A 17,068-nucleotide genomic window follows, 5' to 3' on the forward strand; every position below is an offset into this window, starting at 1 on the left:
CTGTGGCCTCCTCCCTCGCTGGTGTGACCCGTCCCACAGACGACGACCGCACGCGGCAGATCGTCGACGTCCTCGTCGAGGCGTTCGGCGACCTGATGGACGCCGACGCGGACGCTTTCCGCACCAAGTTCCGGAAGATGGCGGCCGATCCGTTCGCCTTCTACCGGGGCAGTGCGCCCCTGTTCTACGCGGACATGGCGACGCTGGAGGACCGCTGGTGCGACGAACGGACGTCGCGCGTGTGGATCCAGGGTGACCTGCACGCGGAGAACTTCGGCACCTACATGGACAGCGCCGGCCGGATCGTCTTCGACGTCAACGACTTCGACGAGGCGTACCTGGGTCACGTGAGCTGGGACCTCCGCCGGTTCGCCGCCAGCTTCGCCCTGCTGGCCTGGCGCAAGGCGCTGGGCGACGAGGTCATCTCCGAGCTGCTCGGCGGCTACCTGCGGGCCTACCTCGACCAGGTGGAGGCGTTCACCCACTCCGACGAGGACCGTTCGTTCGCGCTGCGCGCCGACAACACCGAGGGCGCGGTGCGCGAGGTCATCCACGAGACCACCACCCGCACCCGGCTCGGGCTGCTGGAGCGCATGACGGTGATCGAGGGCTTCCACCGCCGGTTCGCCGACCGCCCGCGCAACCGGCGGCTCGAGGACGACGAGCGCGAGCGCGTGCTGGCCGCGCTGGAGCGCTACCGCGAGACCGTGCCCAAGGGGCAGCGACGCCGGGAGGTCACCTACGACGTCAAGGACGTCATCGCCACCGGCGGGTTCGGCATCGGCAGCGCGGGGCTCCCGGCGTACAACGTGCTGCTCGAGGGGTACGACCAGGCGCTGGAGAACGACGTCGTCCTGTCGCTGAAGCAGGGCAACGTGCCCGCCCCCAGCCGGGTGGTCACCGATCCCGGCATCCGGGCGTACTTCGAGAACGAGGGGCACCGGACGGCGCTCAGCCAGCGGGCCCTGCAGGCCAACGCGTCGCAGTTCCTCGGCTACACCGAGATCGGCGGCCGCGGGTTCATCGTCGCCGAGCTCTCGCCCTACGAGCTGGACCTGGACTGGGAGGACCTGACCGAGCCCGAGGACATCGCGCCGGTCATGGTCCAGCTGGGGCGGGCCACCGCGAAGCTGCACTGCGTGGGCGACGCCGACAGCGACCACACGCTCGTGCCGTTCCAGACCGAGGAGGCCATCGCCGAGATGGTCGGCGACCGGCGGGACGAGTTCGTCGCCGACCTGGTCGACTTCGCGCACTCCTACGCACGGCGGACCCAGCAGGACTTCCGGCTGTTCGTCGACGCGTTCCGCGCCGGGCAGATCCCGGGGATCAGCTCGAGCGGCTCGCACCCGCTGCCCGCGGACCGACGACGCTGAGCATGCCGACGTGCCGGCCGACGTCCGGCTTGTCGAACTCCTCGCCGACGACGCGGAACCCCGTGCGCTCGTAGAACCCGACGGCGCTCGTGCGGGCGTCGCACCAGACCAGGTCGGCGCCCAGGTCGGCGAGCCGGGCGAGGCCGTGCTCGACCAGGGCCCGCCCGACGCCGGTGCCACGAACGGCGGGGTCCGTCGCCATGCCGCGCAGCTGCCAGGGCGCCCGGCTACCCGGGCGGTACGGACAGGGAGCCGGGGAGAACCGGACGACGCCGATCACCGCACCGTCCAGACGGGCGGCGAGGTGGACGGTGTCGGGATGCTCGTCGCCCGCCCGGGTGATCGCCCCGCCGTCCGGCCGCAGCACGGCGGCCCGGAGCGCGTAGGTGGTCTCGGGCGGCACCTCGTGGACGTCCACGCCGGCAGTGTCGGTCAGCGGGCCCGGCGGCCGCGTCGGGTCCGCAGGTAGTCGGCGACGACGTACTCGCCCAGCCGGTCGGCGTCGGGCTGGAACACCCGGCCACCGGCCCGCTGGGTGAGGTCGTGCACGAAGTGGACCAGCCCGGGGTCGGGGTCGAGGGCGAACACGTTCACCGTCGCGCCGGACCGGGCGACCCGCTCGACCTCGGCCACGGTGCGGGCGATCGTCTCGGGCATCGGCGGCCAGCAGAAGAACGGCGTCCCGTCGTCCTCGAGGTGGGCGGTGGGCTCGCCGTCGGTCACCACGAGCACCACCGGCTCCGCGTCCCGGTGCCGGGCGAGGAAGCGCCGGGCCAGCATCAGCCCGTGCTGCAGGTTGGTGCCCTGCAGCGTGTCCACGCTCAACTCGGCGAGCGTCTCGGGCCGCAGCACCTGGGCGGTGGAGGAGAAGCCGATGATCTCGATCGCGTCCTGCGGGAACTTCGTGGTCACCAGGGAGTGCAACGCCATCGCCGTGGACTTCGCCGCACCCCACGTGCCGCGCAGCGCCATGGAGTAGGAGAGGTCGACCAGCAGGGCGACGGCGGCCCCCGTGCGCCGCTCGGTCTCCACCACCTCGAAGTCGTCGACGGCGATGCGCACCCGCCGCTGGTTCCCGCCGCGCGGCTCGTGGGCCGTCCGGAGGACGGCGTTCTTCACCGTGCGGACGACGTCCAGCGGCTGCTCGTCGCCGAACCGCCACTCCCGCGAGCTGCCGGTGAGCTCCCCGGCGGCGCCGGCGTCGGCGACGTCGTGCTCGCCGCGGCCGGTGGCGTCGAGGCTGGCGAACACCCGGCGCAGCGCCGTCGCGCCCAGCCGCCGGACCGCCTTGGGGGAGAGCTCCAGCCTGCCGTCGGTCCGGTTGAGGAAGCCCTGGCGTTCCAGCTCCCGCTCCAGCCGGCGCAGCGCCGCCAGGTCGTCGGCGGCCGAGCGGCCCAGCGCCCGCTCCAGCAGCTCCTCGTCCACGTCGGCGAGCGACGCGCCGGCGTAGCCCTGGGAGAGCTGGTTGGACAGCGCCTCCAGGTCGGCCAGCTCCGCCACGGCGCTGGTGGCGTCACCGAGGCCGAGGGGCGCGTCGCCGTCGGGGACCTGCCCGCGCTGGCCCCACGACAGGTCGGGGCGGGCCTGGCGCAGCGCGTCGGAGAGGTGCGCCATCTCGCTGGCCAGCCCCATGTCCTCCATGGTCTGGGCCATCAGCTCGCCCAGCTCGGCCCGCTGCTCGGGGGAGAGGCCGGCCATCATCCGCTCCTGGGCGGCGGCGCGGCGGGCCAGGGAGTCGATGAGCTCCTCGACCGACTGCGGGTCGTCGGGGAAGAACTGGCCGTGCCGGTCCATGAAGTCGGCGAACTGCTGGTCGGTGTCCTCGCCGCGGTTGTGCGCGTCGACCAGCCGGGACAGGTCGGCGACCATGTCCTTGACCGCCTGCATGTCCTGCTCGGTCGCGTTCTCCAGCGACTGCTTCATGGAGGCGAAGGAGCTGTCGAGCACCTCCCGCCGCAGCAGGTCCTGGATCCGGTCGTAGGCCTGCCGGGCCTCCTCCGACCGCCAGGACCAGTCCTTCAGCGCCCGCACGGCGCCGGCGGTGTCCTCGGGCAGCGCGTCCAGTTCCGCCTCGGCCAGCCGGGCGGCGTCGTCCGGATCGGGGAACAGCTGGCGCCGTTCGGCCTCCAGCGCCCGGTCCAGGAGCTCCCGGACCTCCTGGAGGGTGCCGTCCAGCCGGCCGGCGCTGCGCGCCTTGCGCAGCCGGTCGCGCACGGACCGGCGCAGCTCGTCCAGACCGCGGCGGCCCTCGGTGCCGCGTCGCAGCAGCTCGCGCAACGCCTCCCGGACACCGCTGCCGCCCAGCACCGAGTCGCCGATCTCGTCGACGGCGTTGCCCAGGTCGTAGGGCGCGGCGAGCGGGTCGGGCCCGCCGTGCCACTCGCCGTACCGGTAGCCCCTGCCGGGCCGTCTCATGGCCTTCTCCCGCCCGTCCCGCCCACTCAGGCCCCGTAGACCGTGCGGCCGCCGTCGGTGTCCTTGGCCAGCCGGCGGGTCAGGTACAGGCCCTCCAGCGCGAACTCCACCGCGGCGGCGGCCTGCTCGGCGGACTGGTCGCCCTCGGGCACGCCGAGCCGGCCGAGCAGCTCGGCGAGCTTGGGGATGGTGCCGAGCTGGCCGAGCAGCGCCGGTGCGGGCACCAGCTCGCCGGACTCGACGGTCTCCCCGCCGGTGAAGTGCTCCTGGAGACCGGTGAGGTCCAGGCCGGCGCACCGGGCCCGGAAGGTCTGCGCGGTGGCCTGCCGGAGCAGGTGCTCGAGGAGCTCCAGCTCGCGGTCGTCGTCGGGGTCGGCGCCGGCGTCGGCGAACTCGACCTTGCCGCGGCTGGCCGGGACGATGCTCGGCAGGTCCACGACCCGGGCCACCGGCCGGGACTCGCCGGCGACGGCGGCCCGGCGGACGGCGGAGGCGGCGACGGTCTCCAGGCCCGCGATGGCGAACCGGGCGCTGACGCCGGAGCGCTGGTCCACGTGGCTGGACTCGCGCACCAGCCGGGTGAACCGGGCGACGATCTCGACCAGGTGCGCGGGGATGACGGGTGTGGCGAGGGCGGCGTCCCCCGCCCGTACGGCGCCGTCGGCACCGACCCAGCTGGTGTGCGCCTCCTGCTGGAGCAGCCGGATCTCGTCGGCGAGCTCGATCGGGTAGTGCGTGCGCACCTCGGCGCCGAACCGGTCCTTGAGCGGGGTGATGATCCGCCCGCGGTTCGTGTAGTCCTCGGGGTTGGCGCTGGCGACCAGCAGCAGGTCCAGCGGCAGCCGCACGCGGTAGCCGCGGATCTGGATGTCGCGCTCCTCGAGCACGTTGAGCAGCGCCACCTGGATGCGCTCGGCGAGGTCGGGCAGCTCGTTGACGCTGAAGACGCCGCGGTTGGTGCGCGGCACCAGGCCGTAGTGCACCGTCTCGGGATCGCCCAGGGTGCGGCCCTCGGCGACCTTGATCGGGTCGACGTCGCCGATCAGGTCGCCGACGCTGGTGTCGGGGGTCGCCAGCTTCTCGCCGAAGCGCTCGCTGCGGTGCAGCCAGCCGACCGGGGTGGCGTCGCCGTGCTCGGCGATCTGCCGGTGCGCCCAGACGCTGATCGGGGCGAGCGGGTGCTCGTTGAGCTCGCTGCCGACGAGCACCGGCGTCCACTCGTCCAGCAGGCCGACGAGCGTGCGGATGAGCCGGGTCTTGCCCTGGCCGCGCTCACCGAGCAGCACGAGGTCGTGGCCGGCGATGAGGGCGCGCTCGACCTCGGGGAGGACGGTGTCCTCGAACCCGACCATGCCGGGCAGGGTGGGCTCGCCGGCGGCGAGGCGGGCCAGCAGGTTGGCCCGGATCTCGGCCTTGACCGGGACGGGCGTGGCGCCCGTGGCGCGGAGGTCGCCGAGCGTGGTGGGGGCGGGGGAGGGGGAGGCCGGTGCGGGGCTGTCCGTCACCCCCGCCACGGTACGACGGTCGTGCGCGTCCTGGCCGGTCGTCGGGCACGGGGACTGCCAGGATCGGAGGCGTGGTCGATGCCGGCAGCGTTCCCCTGGTCAGCGGTGCGGACGTCGAGGCCGCGGCGGAGCTCCTCGCGGGCGTCGTCCGGCGCACCCCGCTGGAGCACTCCCGGGGGCTCGCCGACCGGGTGGGCGGACCGGTCTGGCTCAAGTGCGAGAACCTGCAGCGCACCGGCTCCTTCAAGATCCGCGGCGCCTACACCCGCATCGCCCGGCTGACCGACGCCGAGCGGGCCCGCGGCGTCGTGGCCGCCAGCGCCGGCAACCACGCGCAGGGAGTGGCGCTGGCCGCGCGCCTGCTGGGCACGCGGGCGACGGTCTACATGCCCGAGAGCGCGCCGCTGCCCAAGGTCGCGGCGACCGAGGCCTACGGCGCCCGGATCGAGATGTTCGGCCAGACGCTGGCCGAGCCGCTGCTCGCCGCCGCCGAGCACGCGCAGCGCACCGGTGCGGTCTTCATCCACCCGTTCGACCACCCCGACGTCATCGCCGGGCAGGGCACCGTCGGGCTCGAGGTGCTCGAGCAGTGCCCCGAGGTCGCGACGGTGCTGGTCTGCGCCGGCGGCGGGGGACTGGTGGCGGGCATGGCCGCGGCGGTGAAGGCCCGCCGTCCCGACGTCCGCGTGGTCGCGGTGCAGGCGGCGGAGGCGGCGGCGTTCCCCGGGTCGCTGGCCGCGGGCCGGCCGGTGGCGCTGGAGTCCATGTCGACGATGGCCGACGGGATCGCCGTCCCCCGGCCCACCGACCTCACCTTCGCCCACGTGCAGGGCCTGGTCGACGAGGTGCGCACGGTCAGCGAGGAGGAGCTCTCCCGGGCGCTGCTGTTCTGCCTCGAGCGCGCCAAGCTCGTCGTCGAGCCGGCCGGGGTGGCGGCGGTGGCGGCGGTCCTGGCCGACCCGGCGGCCTTCGCGCCGCCGGTGGTCGCGGTGCTCTCCGGCGGCAACATCGACCCGGTGCTGCTGCTGAAGGTCGTGCAGCACGGCATGGCCGCGGCGGGCCGGTACCTGTCGCTGCGGTTGCAGGTCCCCGACCGCCCGGGCTCGCTGGCCGCCGTCCTGGCGGAGCTGGCCGCCGTCGGCGCCAACGTGCTGGAGGTCGAGCACGAGCGCACCACGACCCGGCTGGGCGTCGGCGAGGTCGAGGTGTTCGTCGTGCTGGAGACCCGGGGCCCGGTGCACGCCGGGGAGGTCATCGCGGCGCTGCGCCGCGGGGGCTACGCCGTCACGACCGAATGAGGCTTCCTGGGCGCCGATGAGTTCCGGTCGCCGCGGGCGTCCTGGCTACCGTGGATCTTCGGCGAGAAGTTGTGGAGCCGGCCAGAAGAGCGGTCGGGAACTGTCACCGTCCAGCCCTAGCGTGGGCGTCATGACCGACGCGATCGTGGTCGAGGGGCTGGAGAAGCGCTTCGGCGCCACCACCGCCCTCGACGGGGTGGACCTGACCGTGGCCGAGGGCTCGGTGCTCGGGCTCCTCGGCCCGAACGGCGCGGGGAAGACGACGGTGGTGCGGATCCTCACCACGTTGCTCCTCGCCGACGCGGGGCGGGCGGAGGTGGTGGGGCTCGACGTGGTGCGCGACGCCGATGCGGTGCGCGCGGCGATCGGGCTCACCGGCCAGTACGCGGCCGTGGACGAGTACCTGACCGGCTTCGAGAACCTGGAGATGGTGGGCCGCCTCTACCACCTGCCCAAGGCGGAGGCGCGGTCCCGGGCCGGGGAGCTGCTGGAGCGGTTCGACCTGTCCGGCGCCGCCGACCGGCCGGCCAAGACCTACTCCGGCGGGATGCGGAGGCGGCTGGACATCGCCGCCTCGCTGATCAACCGCCCGCGCATCCTCTTCCTCGACGAGCCGACGACCGGGCTGGACCCGCGCAGCCGGCTGGCCATGTGGGAGTTCATCGCCGAGCTCGCCGACGGCGGGACGACGATCCTGCTCACCACCCAGTACCTGGAGGAGGCCGACCGGCTGGCCGACCGGATGGTCGTCATCGACCGCGGCCGGGTCATCGCCAGGGGCACCGGCGACGACCTCAAGGCGCAGGTCGGTGGGCAGCGCCTGGAGTTCACGCTGAGCCGGGCCGTGGACCTGCCCGAGGTGGCACGGCGGCTGCGGCCCCTGGCCTTCGAGGACGCGCGGACCGACGAGCAGACGCGGCGGCTGAGCCTGCCGGTGCACGGCGGCACCGAGGTGCTCGCCGAGGCGCTGCGGCTGCTGGAGGGCGTCGGGATCGAGGTGCTCGACGTCGGCCTGCGCCGGCCCGACCTCGACGACGTGTTCCTCACCCTGACCGGTCACTCCGCCGACGACGCGGCGACCGGCGACGACACCCAGGCCGAGCCGGTGCCGGCCGCAGGAGGAGCCCGATGACGACGCTCGCCATGGCCGTCTCCGACAGCCTGACCATCACCCGGCGCAATCTGATCAAGGTCAAGCGCGTCCCCGACCTGATCGTCTTCGCGACCCTGTCGCCGATCATGTTCGTGCTGCTGTTCCGCTACGTCTTCGGCAGCGCGATCCCCATCCCCGACGGGCTGAACTACGCCGAGTTCCTGCTGCCCGGCATCTTCGCCCAGACGGTGATCTTCGGGAGCACGATCACCGGCGCGAGCCTGGCCGAGGACCTGCAGAAGGGGCTCATCGACAGGTTCCGCTCACTGCCCATGGCCCGGTCCGCGGTGCTGATCGGGCGCACCGTCGCCGATCTCCTGCTGAACGTCCTGACCATCGCCGTCATGATGATCACCGGCTTCGTGGTCGGGTGGCGGATCCACACCTCGATCGGCGAGGCGATCCTCGGGGTGCTCCTGCTGCTGACCTTCGCCTATGCGATGTCGTGGGTGATGGCGTTCGTCGGGTTGCTGGTGCGCACCCCGGAGGTCGTCAACAACGCCAGCTTCATCGTGATCTTCCCGATCACCTTCATCGCGAACACGTTCGTGCCGATCGACAACTTCCCGGCCGTCCTCAAGGCGTTCGCGGAGTGGAACCCGGTGTCGGCGGTGGTCCAGGGCGCCCGGGAGCTCTTCGGCAACGTCGTCCCGGGCGCGCCGGAGCCGAACGGGTGGGCGCTGCAGAACCCGGTGCTCTACGTGTTCATCTGGGTGGCGATCTTCCTCGCCGTCTTCGTGCCGCTGGCCGTGCGGACCTACCGCCGGACCGCCGGCCGCTGAGGGATGCCTCCCCGACCCAGCGGTGCCTGGTCGCACCGAACGGGGCCCGGAGGGCTCCGTGCAGGTGCGACGACGGGGCTCCGCGCGGCTCGGGGACGGCTCCTGGGCGCGGTGTGATCCGGAGGATCACGGTGTAATGGACGGCGATGACTGCTGACGACGCCACCACGATGTCCGTCGACAACCCGCTGGCGCGGCCGTCGGAGTTGCCGTTCCGGCTGCCGCCGTTCGCCGGGATCACCCTCGAGCACTGCCGCGAGGCCCTGCTGGCCGGCATGGCCGAGCACCGGCGGGAGGTGGCCGCCATGGTGGCCGACCCCGCACCGCCCACGTTCGAGAACACGATCGTGGTGCTGGAGCGCGCCGGTGCGCTGCTCGACCGGGCCTGGGCGGTGTTCGGGAACCTCTCCTCGTCGGTGGCCACGCCCCGGCTGCGGGAGATCGAGCGGGAGATCGCCCCGCTGGCGGCGGCGCACGACGACGCGCTCCGGCTCGACCCCGCCGTCTTCGCCCGCGTCGACGCGGTGCACGCCGGCCGGCACGAGGCCGGGCTGGACCCCGAGGGGCTGCGGCTGGCCGAGCGCTACCACCTCGACTTCGTGCTGGCCGGTGCCCGGCTGGACGACGCCGGGCGGGCCAGGCTCAGCGAGCTGAACCAGGAGCTGTCGGAGCTGTCGACGACGTTCGGCCAGAACCTGCAGCTGGCCACCGAGGCCGCTGCGGTGCACGTCGCCGACGCCCCGGAGCTGGCCGGTCTGGGGGAGGAGGAGGTGGCGGCCGCCGCCCGGGCGGCCACCGATCGCGGCCTCGACGGGTACCTGCTGACCCTGGTGCTGCCCACCGGGCAGCCGGTGCTGAGCAAGCTCCGGAACCGCGAACTGCGCCGCCGGGTGTTCGAGGCCTCCGCCGGCCGCGCCTCGTCCGGCGCGCACGACAACGGCCCGGTGGCCGAGCGCATCGCCCGGGTGCGGGCAGAACGTGCCCGGCTGCTGGGTTTCGGCACCCACGCCGACCTCGTGCTGGCCGACCAGACCGCCGCGACGACCGAGGCGGTGGACCGGATGCTCGGGTCGATGGTGCCGGCGTCGGTGGCCAACGCCGAGGCCGAGGCGGAGATCCTGCGCGCCGCGGCGGAACGGGACGGCGTGCAGCTGGCCGCCTGGGACTGGGCGTTCTACAGCGAGCGGGTGCGGGCCGAGCGCTACGCCGTCGACACCACTGCCCTGCGGCCGTGGTTCGAGCTGGACCGGGTGCTGGTCGACGGCGTCTTCCACGCGGCTGAACTGCTCTACGGCCTCCGGTTCACCCTTCGGCCCGACCTGGCCGGCTACCACCCCGACGTCCGGGTCTGGGAGGTCACCGATGCCGACGGCGCGGAGGTCGGCCTGTACCTGGGTGACTTCTTCGCCCGCGACGGCAAGCGGGGCGGGGCGTGGATGAGCTCTTTCGTCCGCCAGTCGGCGCTGCTCGGGACGACGCCCGTGGTGGTGAACAACCTCAACGTGTCACGGGCACCGGAGGGCCGGCCGACGCTGCTCACCCTCGACGAGGTGAACACGCTGTTCCACGAGTTCGGGCACGCGCTGCACGGGCTCAGCTCCGCCGTCACCTACCCGCGGTTCTCCGGCACCAGCGTGCCGCGGGACTTCGTCGAGTTCCCGAGCCAGGTCAACGAGATGTGGGCCCTCTGGCCGGAGGTGCTCGGCAACTACGCCCGCCACGTGGAGACCGGTGAGCCGCTGCCCGGCGAGGTGGTCGAGGCGATCGACGCCGCCCAGCTGTGGGGCGAGGGCTTCGGAACGCTGGAGTACCTGGCCGCGACGCTGCTTGACCAAGCGTGGCACCGGATCACACCGGAGACCGAGGTAGGGGACCCGGTCGAGTTCGAGCGGGCCGCGCTCGCGGCCGCCGGGGTCGCCTCGGAGCTGGTGCCGCCCCGCTACCGGACGACGTACTTCCAGCACGTCTTCGCCGGCGGCTACTCGGCCGGGTACTACTCCTACATCTGGTCGGAGGTGCTCGACGCCGACACCGTGGAGTGGTTCAAGGAGAACGGCGGGCTCAGCCGGGAGAACGGAGACGTGTTCCGGCAGCGGCTGCTCGCCGTCGGCGGCTCGATCGACCCGCTGGACGCCTTCCGCGCCGTCCGCGGCCGCGACGCCGACCCCGACCCGCTGCTCAGGAGACGAGGCCTGGCTGGGTGAGGAGGCTCGCTCAGCCGGGACGATCGGCGGCCGGAGTGGACCTGTCGCGGGGCCCGGAGGGCTCCCGACAGGAACATGGGCAACGGCTCAGCGGCGACGGGGGACGGCTCCTGGCCGCGGTGCGGTCCGCAGGACCGCCATGTCATCGTGGTGCGACCCGGAGGGATCGCGATGTCACAGCCAGGGAAGGCTGAGCACCAGGTCCAGGTCGTCGGGCGCGTCGCCGTCCCGGACGAGCCGGTTGGGCTGGCGGTGGCCGCACGCCGTGCAACGGTGCACCACCTGCCAGCCCTTGCCCGACTTCTCCACCAGCCCGATCGGCTCCATCGGCTGCCGGCACTCGCTCGCGCGGTCGCCGGGCAGGTCGTCGACGTGCAGCGACCACAGGCAGTACGGGCAGTGGTTGCGGTAGTGCCCGTCGGTGTTGGCGGGCACCGGTGCGGCGCAGTGCACGCACGGGAAGCCGGTGTTCTCCGCCCGGCGAGAGCGGGCGCGCGGCGCGGTCACCGGACGATCAGGGGACGAACGGCTCGATGCCGACGACCTCGACGGTGATGTCCCGGCCGTTGGGCGCCTGGTAGGTGACCTTCTTGCCGGGCTTGGCGCCCATGATCGCCGCGCCGAGCGCGGACTCCGGCGAGTACACCGTCAGGTCGGTGGTGCCGGCGATCTCGCGGGAGCCGAGCAGGAACTTCTCGGTGTCGTCGTCGCCCTCGAAGCGGATGGTGATCACGGTGCCGGTGGCGGCGTGGGTCACCTTCGTCGGCGGCTCGCCCACGGTGGCCTTGCGCAGCAGGTCGGTGAGCTGCCGGATCCGGCCCTCCTGCTTGCCCTGCTCGTCCTTCGCGGCGTGGTAGCCGCCGTTCTCCTTGAGGTCGCCCTCCTCGCGGCGGGCGTTGATCTCGGCGGCCATGGCCGGGCGGTTCGCCACCAGCTGGTCGAGCTCGGCCTTCAGCCGGTCGTAGGCGTCCTGGGTCAGCCAGATGCCCTGGTCCTGCTCGTCAGTGGGGGTGGACACGTGGAGGAACTCCTGGAACTCGGGAAGGCCGCCCGGGCGGGCGACCGTGGTCGATCCGCCAAGCTAACACCGCGAATCCGCGCGACGCAGCCACGCAGCGCGCTGCGCCGGATACGAGACGCAAGGGTATCCGGTGCGTGCCGGAGCTTCCGGGACGCCCGTCCGGGTGGCTCCGGGAGAGGTGTCGGCCACACCTGCCCGGGGTTCCGTCGTCCGCCGGGCGGGGCGAGGGACACTGTGCGGGTGACCCCAACCGATCAGCTGCGGCTGCTCGCCGTGCACGCACATCCGGACGACGAGTCGAGCAAGGGCGCCGCCACGATGGCGAAGTACGTCGCCGAGGGTGTCCGCGTCATGGTGGCGACCGCCACCGGCGGTGAGCGCGGCTCGGTGCTGAACCCGGCCATGGACCGCCCCGAGGTGTGGGAGCGGCTGCCGCAGATCCGTGTCGAGGAGATGGCCAGGGCCCGCGAGATCCTCGGGATCGAGCAGGAGTTCCTCGGCTTCGTGGACTCCGGGCTGCCCGAGGGCGACCCCCTGCCGCCGCTGCCCGAGGGCTGCTTCGCGCTGGTCCCGGTGGAGGAGGCCGCGGCCCCGCTGGTCGCGCTGATCCGCCGGTTCAGGCCCCAGGTGATCACCACCTACGACGAGCGCGGCGGGTATCCGCACCCGGACCACATCAAGACCCACGAGATCTCGGTGCACGCGTTCGAGGCCGCCGGGGATCCCGACCGCTACCCCGACCTGGGCGAGCCCTGGCAGCCGAGCAAGCTCTACTACCACATGAGCTTCACGCTGCCCCGGACCAAGGCGCTGCACGAGGCGATCCTGGCCACGGGGTCGGAGTCGCCCTACACCGAGTGGCTGGCCAACTGGGATCCGGCGCACGACATCTCCCACCGCGTCACCACCCGCGTCGCCTGCTCGGAGTACTTCCCGGTGCGCGACGCGGCGCTGATCGCGCACGCCACCCAGATCGACCCGCTGGGCCGCTGGTTCGCCTGCCCGGTGGAGACCCAGCAGCAGGTGTGGCCCACCGAGGACTACGAGCTGGCCCGCTCCGTGGTCGACACGACGACGCCCGAGGACGACCTGTTCGCGGGCATCCGCAGCGAGGTGACCGTCCGATGAGCACGCCCGTGACCGATCTGCTCTCCGCCGCCGTCAACCAGGCACCCGAGGACGTCGGCAAGGCCGGCCCCCTCGGCCTGCTCCTCCTGGTCGTGCTGCTGATCGCCGCCGCCCTGCTGGTGCGCTCGATGACCACGCACCTCAAGCGGCTGCCGCGCAGCTTCGACCCGGCCGACCAGGAGCCGCAGGTCCACGTGCCCGACGACCTCTCGGAGCTCGACGAGCCCCGCCCGGGTCAGGAGCTGCTGGACACGCTCCGCCGCGCGCCGCTGGCGATCGAGCCACCGCGCAGGGACGGCGACGACGACCGGACGGGCCCCGACGAGCGCGGGTGACCCGTCCGGCCGTCGCCGGGTGATCGCCTACCAGCGGTGGGCGACGTCGATCACCATGCGCGGCCCCTGGCCGGACGCCGCGACGCCCGGCAGCACGAACACGCGGAACGGCAGTCGGGCGCGCACCCCGAGGGCGAGCGTCGTCCGACCCTCGAAGGAGCCCGCCCACGCGACCTGCCGGAAGGTCGTGTAGCCGGAGACGTCCACGACCTCGGTGCGGCTCGGCGGCTGGTAGGTCGCGTTGCCGTACCGGTCGTAGGCGGGTGCGCCCACGACGACCTGCAGGTCGGCGGCGCCGCGGACCGGCACCGGCCGGCCGGAGCCGTCCTGGTGGACGGCGGCCACGTAGCGGACGTCGTAGGTGGCGAACCGGGTGTCCTCGCCGCCCAGGTCGATGACGAGGCGGTCGAAGCAGGCGTGCCTGCCGGACCGGACGTCGTGGACCATCTCGCGGTCCCCGGTCGCTGCGGACTTCCCCGTGGAACCCCACGAGATCCCGCAGTACGGCGCGGCCTGCGCCGTGGCAGGGGCCATCACGGCGGCGACCGCCGCGATGACGAGGGCGAGGATCGGGCGGTGGAAGGAACGGGTCATGGCGGCCTCCCTGGCGCGCTGTGGACGCGGCTGCGTCAACCGGAAGAGTCCGCCGACACGCCGGATTACCACCATGGGTGCCGAGGCCCAGATATTGACGATCGTTCGGCGTGTCGGTCGTGCACAGCTGTGGCTGTCGGCGGGTTCCTCACCGTCGGTGGTCGGCGCATGTCGCCCAGATCGCGTCGCGGGCTCGACGGCCGACGTGGAGTCCGTTCGCCGAGAGCGCAGGGCGGGGAGTCCCCGTGACCGCGAGGAGACGCTTACGCTGTAACCGTGTAATCAACGCGCGCTCCGGGAGGTCGCCATGCACGGTTCTCGATTCGCAGAGGCAGCGTTCGGATCCGGTTTCGGGTCGGGACGGGGAGGTCGCGGCCGTGGCGGTCGCGGGCGAGGTCCGGAGGCGGCTCCGCCGGTCGACCGCACGGAGGTCGCCGGCTGGTTCGCGGGCCGGCTCCCCGACGGCTGGTTCACCGGGCCCGTCGAGCTCACCATCGACCGCGACGAGATCACCGTCGTCGGCACGCTGGCCGAACCCGACGCCGGTGCGGGGGACGCCGGCGCCGCGAGCGTCGGTCGTGTCGAGCGCTTCCGGGAGGAGACCCGCGGCGAGCGCATGGCGATCGCCGACGCGGCTCAGGAGCGCTACGGCCGTTCGGTGGCCTGGGGTGCGGCCTGCGGCACGACGCGGCGCCTGTTCACGCACTCCTCGGTGCCGGTCATGACGCGACTGAGGCAACCCGAGCGGCTGGTCCTGGACACGCTCGTCGACGCGGGTGTGGCGCGGTCGCGGTCGGAAGCGCTCGCCTGGGCGGTCCGGTTGGTCGGCCGGAACGCCGACGACTGGCTCAGCGAGCTGCGGGCGGCGATGGCGGCGGTCGAGGAGGTCCGCGGGCGGGGGCCGGGCTCCGACTCCTGAGCGGTGCGCGCCCCGTCGCCGCGACCAGGGACACTGGGCCGGTGACCTCCGTGCCCGTGCCCTCCGCGACCGACGTCCTCGTGGTCGGGGCGGGACCGGCCGGCTCCTCGGCCGCCGCGTGGGCGGCCCGCGCCGGGCACGACGTGGTCCTCGCCGACGCGGCGGTGTTCCCCCGGGACAAGACCTGCGGCGACGGGCTGACCCCGCGGGCCATCGCGGAGCTGGACCTGCTGGGGCTCGGCGACTGGTCGCGCTCCAAGGCCCGGAACCGGGGTCTGCGGGCCGCCGGTTTCGGCCGGCAGTGGGAGCTCCCGTGGCCCGGGGGCGAGTTCCCCGACCACGGCAGCGCCGTGCCGCGGACCGAGCTCGACGCCCGTATCCGCCAGGTGGCGCTGGAGTCGGGTGCGATCCCCTTCGACGGCGCCCGCGCGGTCGACGTCGAGCGCGACGGCGACCGGGTGACCGGGGTGGTCTTCGAGCTGGGCGACGACAGCCGGGTGACCGTCGGCTGCCGGCGGCTGGTGGTCGCCGACGGCGTCCGCTCGCCGCTGGGCCGGGTGCTCGGGCGGGAGTGGCACCGCGACACCGCCTACGGGGTCGCCGCGCGCAGCTACGTCCGTTCCGGTCGCGCCGACGACGAGTGGATCAGCTCGCACCTGGAGCTCCGCGGCACCGAGGGGGAGCTGCTCTCCGGCTACGGCTGGGTCTTCCCGCTGGGGCGCGAGGCCGGTGAGGTCAACCTCGGCGTCGGGACCCTCGCCACCGCGCGGCGTCCCGCGGGGGTGCAGCTGAAGTCGCTGCTGGAGTTCTACGCGGAGAGCCGCCGCGAGGAGTGGCAGCTCGACGGTCCGGTGCGGGACGTCACCTCGGCGCTGCTGCCCATGGGCGGCGCGGTGTCCGGGGTCGCCGGCCGCAACTGGGCGTTGGTCGGTGACGCCGCCGGCTGCGTGAACCCGCTCAACGGCGAGGGCATCGACTACGGCCTGGAGACCGGCCGCACGCTGGCTGGGATGCTCGACGAGGACGACTGGACGACGTCGTGGCCGGCCGTCCTGCGCCGCCACTACGGCGAGGCCTTCTCCATCGCCCGTCGGCTGGCCGGGCTGCTGACGGTGCCGCGTTTCCTGCCGGCCGCCGGGCCGGTCGGCATGCGGTCCCGGCCGCTGATGACCGTGGCGCTGCGGGTGATGGGCAACCTGGTGACCGACGAGGACCGGGACGTCGTCGCCCGGGCATGGCGCACCGCCGGCAAGCTCTCCGTGAAGCTCGACGACCGCGCGCCCTTCAGCTGATAGCCCGGCCGAGCGGGGCCCGGAGGGTCCCCGAGGGCGGGTGGGAGTCGTCGGTCGTCAGGAGTGGGGGGCCGGAGGCTCCCCCGAGTGGCGACGGGCCACGCTCAGCGCGACCGGGGTGCGGCACGTGGCCGCGGTGCGATCCGGAGGATCGCGATGTCACGGGACGGCACCTGGCCGCGGTGACGTCCGGAGGACGTCAGGCGAACGGAGAGTTGTAGACCGCGAAGTAGACGGCGATGTAGTGGCAGATCGCCGCGACGACGGTCATCGCGTGGAAGACCTCGTGGTACCCGAAGGTGCCGGGCCAGGGGTTGGGCTTCTTGATGCCGTAGGCGATGCCGCCGACGGTGTAGAGCACCCCGCCGACGGCGAGCAGCACGAGCGAGGCGACGCCGGCGATGTGCAGGATGTCGGTGAGGATGAAGACCGCGACCCAGCCGAGGCCGATGTAGAGCGGCACGCCGACCCAGCGGGGCGCCGTCGGCCAGGTCATCTTGAGGCTGACGCCGGCCAGCGCCCCGGCCCAGACGCCGGCGAGGATCCAGAACCCGGTCGGCTGGTCGACCGCGAGCAGCGCGAACGGCGTGTACGTGCCGGCGATGAACAGGAAGATCATCGAGTGGTCCAGCCGCTTCATGACCTTCCACCCGCGCGGTGACCAGCGCCGACGGTGGTAGAGCGCGCTGATGCCGAACAGGCCGCAGATGGTCAGGCAGTAGACCGCGACCGACCAGCCGGCCCGGGCGCCCTGCGCCGCGGCCAGCGGCACGAGGACGGCGCCGGCGATGATCGCGCCGAAGAAGGAGAACAGGTGGATCCAGCCTCGGGCGCGCGGGCGGGTGTCGGGGTGGTCCCAGTCGTCGTCGCCGAAGTCCGCTGCGGTCCAGGCGCGCTCGATCTGCTCGCCCTCGGCGGCGACGGTGGCCACCGCCTCCGCGGCCGGGGCCTCGATCTCGGCGCCGTCGGCCTCCACACGGACGTCTGCGCGGTCGTGCGGAGCGGGGGTCATGCACCGAGGCTACGGAGCCGTAGGTAACTCGTCA

At 73.5% G+C, this 17,068-nt stretch carries 16 protein-coding genes; 9 read left to right on the forward strand and 7 right to left on the reverse strand.

Going from position 1 to position 17,068, the window contains the following annotated elements; translation table 11 throughout:
* Positions 1-23: 23 nt before the first annotated feature.
* Positions 24-1,376: a DUF2252 domain-containing protein gene (locus tag GCU60_RS06970; RefSeq protein WP_345770445.1), complete on the forward strand. Its 1,353-nt coding sequence runs from the start codon at positions 24-26 to the stop codon at positions 1,374-1,376.
* Here GCU60_RS06970 and GCU60_RS06975 read toward each other — a convergent pair.
* The 3 genes from GCU60_RS06975 to GCU60_RS06985 are packed head-to-tail and all read right to left on the reverse strand — an operon-like array spanning position 1,330 to position 5,296.
* A complete protein-coding gene (locus GCU60_RS06975; RefSeq protein WP_345770446.1) occupies positions 1,330-1,794 on the reverse strand; it encodes a GNAT family N-acetyltransferase in 465 nt (154 codons plus the stop codon). The genes GCU60_RS06970 and GCU60_RS06975 overlap by 47 nt on opposite strands.
* Before the next feature lie 14 nt (positions 1,795-1,808).
* Complete coding sequence (locus GCU60_RS20955; protein WP_163203557.1) at positions 1,809-3,791, reverse strand: VWA domain-containing protein; 1,983 nt, start codon at positions 3,789-3,791, stop codon at positions 1,809-1,811.
* A gap of 26 nt (positions 3,792-3,817) precedes the next feature.
* Positions 3,818-5,296: a sigma 54-interacting transcriptional regulator gene (locus GCU60_RS06985; RefSeq protein ID WP_163203559.1), complete on the reverse strand. Its 1,479-nt coding sequence runs from the start codon at positions 5,294-5,296 to the stop codon at positions 3,818-3,820.
* 71 nt (positions 5,297-5,367) lie between these two features.
* Here GCU60_RS06985 and ilvA point away from each other — a divergent pair, with 71 nt between their 5' ends.
* The 4 genes from ilvA (at position 5,368) to GCU60_RS07005 (ending at position 10,733) form a co-directional block, all read left to right on the forward strand.
* Positions 5,368-6,594: a threonine ammonia-lyase gene (gene ilvA, locus GCU60_RS06990; RefSeq protein WP_345770447.1), complete on the forward strand. Its 1,227-nt coding sequence runs from the start codon at positions 5,368-5,370 to the stop codon at positions 6,592-6,594.
* A gap of 130 nt (positions 6,595-6,724) precedes the next feature.
* Positions 6,725-7,726, forward strand: coding sequence for an ATP-binding cassette domain-containing protein (locus tag GCU60_RS06995; RefSeq protein ID WP_163203561.1), 1,002 nt, complete (start codon positions 6,725-6,727; stop codon positions 7,724-7,726).
* A complete protein-coding gene (locus GCU60_RS07000; RefSeq protein WP_163203563.1) occupies positions 7,723-8,529 on the forward strand; it encodes an ABC transporter permease in 807 nt (268 codons plus the stop codon). The genes GCU60_RS06995 and GCU60_RS07000 overlap by 4 nt, the downstream gene beginning before the upstream one ends.
* 146 nt (positions 8,530-8,675) lie before the next feature.
* The gene (locus GCU60_RS07005) at positions 8,676-10,733 is read left to right on the forward strand and encodes a M3 family metallopeptidase (RefSeq protein WP_163203565.1); all 2,058 of its coding nucleotides are present in this window, start codon (positions 8,676-8,678) and stop codon (positions 10,731-10,733) included.
* 174 nt (positions 10,734-10,907) lie between these two features.
* Here GCU60_RS07005 and GCU60_RS07010 read toward each other — a convergent pair whose 3' ends face one another.
* Together GCU60_RS07010 and greA are read right to left on the reverse strand one after the other, a co-directional pair.
* Complete coding sequence (locus GCU60_RS07010) at positions 10,908-11,240, reverse strand: RNHCP domain-containing protein (RefSeq protein ID WP_345770448.1); 333 nt, start codon at positions 11,238-11,240, stop codon at positions 10,908-10,910.
* Positions 11,241-11,247: 7 nt separating this feature from the next.
* Positions 11,248-11,751: a transcription elongation factor GreA gene (greA, locus tag GCU60_RS07015; protein WP_163203567.1), complete on the reverse strand. Its 504-nt coding sequence runs from the start codon at positions 11,749-11,751 to the stop codon at positions 11,248-11,250.
* 243 nt (positions 11,752-11,994) lie between these two features.
* Here greA and mca point away from each other — a divergent pair, with 243 nt between their 5' ends.
* Both mca and GCU60_RS07025 read left to right on the forward strand, forming a co-directional pair.
* Positions 11,995-12,882: a mycothiol conjugate amidase Mca gene (gene mca / locus GCU60_RS07020; protein WP_163203569.1), complete on the forward strand. Its 888-nt coding sequence runs from the start codon at positions 11,995-11,997 to the stop codon at positions 12,880-12,882.
* A complete protein-coding gene (locus GCU60_RS07025; RefSeq protein WP_163203571.1) occupies positions 12,879-13,217 on the forward strand; it encodes a hypothetical protein in 339 nt (112 codons plus the stop codon). The genes mca and GCU60_RS07025 overlap by 4 nt, the downstream gene beginning before the upstream one ends.
* A gap of 27 nt (positions 13,218-13,244) precedes the next feature.
* Here GCU60_RS07025 and GCU60_RS07030 read toward each other — a convergent pair whose 3' ends face one another.
* Positions 13,245-13,811, reverse strand: coding sequence for an AMIN-like domain-containing (lipo)protein (locus tag GCU60_RS07030; RefSeq protein WP_163203573.1), 567 nt, complete (start codon positions 13,809-13,811; stop codon positions 13,245-13,247).
* Positions 13,812-14,118: 307 nt separating this feature from the next.
* Here GCU60_RS07030 and GCU60_RS07035 point away from each other — a divergent pair, with 307 nt between their 5' ends.
* Positions 14,119-14,730, forward strand: coding sequence for a hypothetical protein (locus GCU60_RS07035; RefSeq protein WP_163203575.1), 612 nt, complete (start codon positions 14,119-14,121; stop codon positions 14,728-14,730).
* A gap of 41 nt (positions 14,731-14,771) precedes the next feature.
* The gene (locus GCU60_RS07040) at positions 14,772-16,022 is read left to right on the forward strand and encodes a geranylgeranyl reductase family protein (RefSeq protein ID WP_345770449.1); all 1,251 of its coding nucleotides are present in this window, start codon (positions 14,772-14,774) and stop codon (positions 16,020-16,022) included.
* A 199-nt stretch (positions 16,023-16,221) separates the two neighbouring features.
* Here GCU60_RS07040 and trhA read toward each other — a convergent pair whose 3' ends face one another.
* Positions 16,222-17,034, reverse strand: a complete 813-nt coding sequence (gene trhA / locus GCU60_RS07045; protein ID WP_204261575.1) for a PAQR family membrane homeostasis protein TrhA — start codon at positions 17,032-17,034, stop codon at positions 16,222-16,224.
* Between the last annotated feature and the right edge of the window lie 34 nt (positions 17,035-17,068).

Source organism: Blastococcus saxobsidens (assembly GCF_010682065.1).
Classification (GTDB): domain Bacteria; phylum Actinomycetota; class Actinomycetes; order Mycobacteriales; family Geodermatophilaceae; genus Blastococcus; species Blastococcus saxobsidens_B.

Excerpts from the sequence above, each read along its gene's own strand:
- trhA (WP_204261575.1), bottom strand. The coding sequence starts at position 17,034 with ATGACCCCCGCTCCGCACGACCGCGCAGACGTCCGTGTGGAGGCCGAC.
- GCU60_RS07025 (WP_163203571.1), top strand. The coding sequence starts at position 12,879 with ATGAGCACGCCCGTGACCGATCTGCTCTCCGCCGCCGTCAACCAGGCA.
- GCU60_RS07030 (WP_163203573.1), bottom strand. The coding sequence starts at position 13,811 with ATGACCCGTTCCTTCCACCGCCCGATCCTCGCCCTCGTCATCGCGGCG.
- GCU60_RS20955 (WP_163203557.1), bottom strand. The coding sequence starts at position 3,791 with ATGAGACGGCCCGGCAGGGGCTACCGGTACGGCGAGTGGCACGGCGGG.
- GCU60_RS07000 (WP_163203563.1), top strand. The coding sequence starts at position 7,723 with ATGACGACGCTCGCCATGGCCGTCTCCGACAGCCTGACCATCACCCGG.
- GCU60_RS07005 (WP_163203565.1), top strand. The coding sequence starts at position 8,676 with ATGACTGCTGACGACGCCACCACGATGTCCGTCGACAACCCGCTGGCG.
- GCU60_RS07035 (WP_163203575.1), top strand. The coding sequence starts at position 14,119 with ATGCACGGTTCTCGATTCGCAGAGGCAGCGTTCGGATCCGGTTTCGGG.
- GCU60_RS06995 (WP_163203561.1), top strand. The coding sequence starts at position 6,725 with ATGACCGACGCGATCGTGGTCGAGGGGCTGGAGAAGCGCTTCGGCGCC.